General features: G+C 66.1%; 2 protein-coding genes. One reads left to right on the forward strand and one right to left on the reverse strand.

Annotation, left to right across the window (positions count from 1 at the left end):
* Window positions 1-25: 25 nt before the first annotated feature.
* The gene (locus ACE026_RS15275) at window positions 26-895 is read right to left on the reverse strand and encodes an SPFH domain-containing protein (protein ID WP_346468885.1); all 870 of its coding nucleotides are present in this window, start codon (window positions 893-895) and stop codon (window positions 26-28) included.
* A gap of 131 nt (window positions 896-1,026) precedes the next feature.
* Between ACE026_RS15275 and purT the strand changes: the two genes are divergently transcribed.
* Window positions 1,027-2,214: a formate-dependent phosphoribosylglycinamide formyltransferase gene (gene purT, locus ACE026_RS15280; protein WP_486039693.1), complete on the forward strand. Its 1,188-nt coding sequence runs from the start codon at window positions 1,027-1,029 to the stop codon at window positions 2,212-2,214.
* Window positions 2,215-2,437: the final 223 nt, after the last annotated feature.

Genomic DNA, 2,437 nt, shown 5'->3' on the forward strand with positions numbered 1-2,437 from the left:
GACCCTGGGTCGGCACGCTGGTGCATCAATACAGCGAACCGGCGTTGACCACCGGCTGGGTGCCACGGTCCGAACACAGCACAGTCAGCAGGTTGCTCACCATGTGCGCCTTGCGCTCTTCATCGAGCTGGACCACGCCGTTCTTCTGCAGTTCGGCCAGGGCCATTTCGACCATGCCGACCGCACCAGCGACGATCCGCGTGCGTGCAGCGATGACGGCGTTCGCCTGCTGGCGCTGCAGCATGGCCTGGGCGATTTCCGGGGCATAGGCGAGGTGGCTGATGCGCGCATCGATCACCTGCACGCCGGCATCGGCCAGGCGCTCGGCCAGCTCGTCCTTGAGGTGCTGGGAGATTTCAGCGGCATGGCTGCGCAGCGACAGCTGGCCTTCTTCGTGCTGGTCATACGGATAGCTGGTCGCCATCGCGCGCAGCGCCGATTCGGACTGGATGTGCACGAAGCTCTCGTAGTCATCCACGTTGTAGACAGCTTCGGAAGCATCCACCACCTGCCACACGATCACCGCGGCGATCTCGATCGGGCTGCCGTCCAGCTCGTTGACCTTGAGCTTGCCGCTCTCGAAGTTGCGCACGCGCTGGCTCACCTTGACCTTGGTGAAGAACGGGTTGTTCCAGCGCAGGCCGTTTTCTTTTACGGTGCCGACGTACTTGCCGAACAGGCTGACGACCACGGCCTGGTTGGGCTGCACCGTATACAGGCCGACCAGACTGAGCAGGGCGGTGGTGGCCAGCAGGAGGCTGCCAATGATCAGCGCCGGGTTGCGGTTGCCCTTGTCCACCCCGACCACGAACATCCACACGGCCACCGCGGTCAGGGCCAGCACCAGCAGCAGGAAGGGCAGGCCGGACAGCGAGCGGATCGACTTCTCTTTCATGGCGGGGCGTCCTTGGGTAGTTGATTGGAAGATATCAAATTGATATCACTCCGCAAGTGCCGGGAAGGCCGCTCATGGAGGGGGCGCAGCGGCTAAAATGCCCTCCCGCCCCTGTTGCCCGGAACACCGCCATGTCCACGCTCGGTACGCCGCTGTCTCCTTCCGCCACCCGTGTGCTGCTGCTGGGGTCCGGTGAACTTGGCAAGGAGGTCGCCATCGAACTGCAGCGGCTGGGGGTGGAGGTGATCGCCGCCGACCGCTATGCCGACGCGCCGGCAATGCAGGTGGCGCACCGCTCGCACGTGATCGACATGCTCGACGCGATGGCGCTTCGCGCGCTGATCGCCCTGGAGAAGCCGCATCTGGTGGTGCCCGAGATCGAGGCGATCCATACCGAAACGCTCGTCCAGCTGGAACAGGAGCAGGGGCTGCGGGTAGTGCCGACTGCGCGTGCCGCTCGCCTGACCATGGACCGCGAGGGCATCCGCCGGCTCGCCGCCGAGACGCTGGGCCTGCCGACCTCGCCGTACCGTTTCGTTGATACCGACGCCGAGTACCGCGCGGCGGTCGCTGCGATCGGGCTGCCGTGCGTGGTCAAGCCGGTGATGTCCTCCTCGGGCAAGGGCCAGAGCACGCTCCGCCAGGACGCGGACATCGCACCGGCCTGGGAGTATGCGCAGACCGGTGGCCGCGCCGGTGCCGGGCGCTGCATCGTGGAGGGCTTCATCGATTTCGAGTACGAAATCACCCTGCTGACTGTCCGCCATGCGGGCGGGACCTCGTTCTGCGCGCCGATCGGGCATTGGCAGAAGGATGGGGATTACCGCGAGAGCTGGCAGCCGCAGCCGATGTCGCCGCGCGCGCTGGCGCGGGCGGAGGAGATTTCGCAGGCGATCACCGATGAGCTGGGCGGCTGGGGGCTGTTCGGGGTCGAGCTGTTCGTGAAGGGCGACGAGGTGTGGTTCAGCGAGGTATCGCCGCGGCCGCATGACACGGGTCTGGTGACGTTGGCCTCGCAGGAGTTGAGTGAGTTCGCGCTGCATGCGCGCGCGATTCTGGGGCTGCCGATTCCGGTGATCCGCCAGAGTGGTCCGTCGGCGTCGTGCGCGCTGTTGGCGCATGGTGAGGGCGTGCCGTTCTTCAGCAATGTGGCGGCGGCGCTGGTGCATCCGGATTCGGCGCTGCGGTTGTTCGGCAAGCCGAGTGTGCACGGGCATCGCCGGGTGGGGGTGACGCTGGCGCGCGGTGCGGATATCGAGGAGGCGCGGAAGATTGCGCGTGAGGCGGCTGAGGCTATCGGGATCGAGTTGCGGTCTTGAGCCGGGTTTGAGGCCGAAGCCGAAGCTGGGCGCCTTGGTTGCTGTCGGTGTGAGGCGATCGGGCAGCCCGATGCAGGACACGCCGTAAACCCATCCCTGGGGGCTCGTAGTGCGGCATCCATGCCGCACACGGTCCTTCATCGGGCTGCCCGATCACCTCTTCGTGGAAGGTCGGTTGTGCGGTTCGAACAGCGGAGCAAACGAAAAACGGCGAGCCTTGGCT

The organism is Stenotrophomonas sp. AGC87 (genome assembly GCF_057333975.1).

Excerpts from the sequence above, each read along its gene's own strand:
- ACE026_RS15275 (WP_346468885.1), bottom strand. The coding sequence starts at position 895 with ATGAAAGAGAAGTCGATCCGCTCGCTGTCCGGCCTGCCCTTCCTGCTG.
- purT (WP_486039693.1), top strand. The coding sequence starts at position 1,027 with ATGTCCACGCTCGGTACGCCGCTGTCTCCTTCCGCCACCCGTGTGCTG.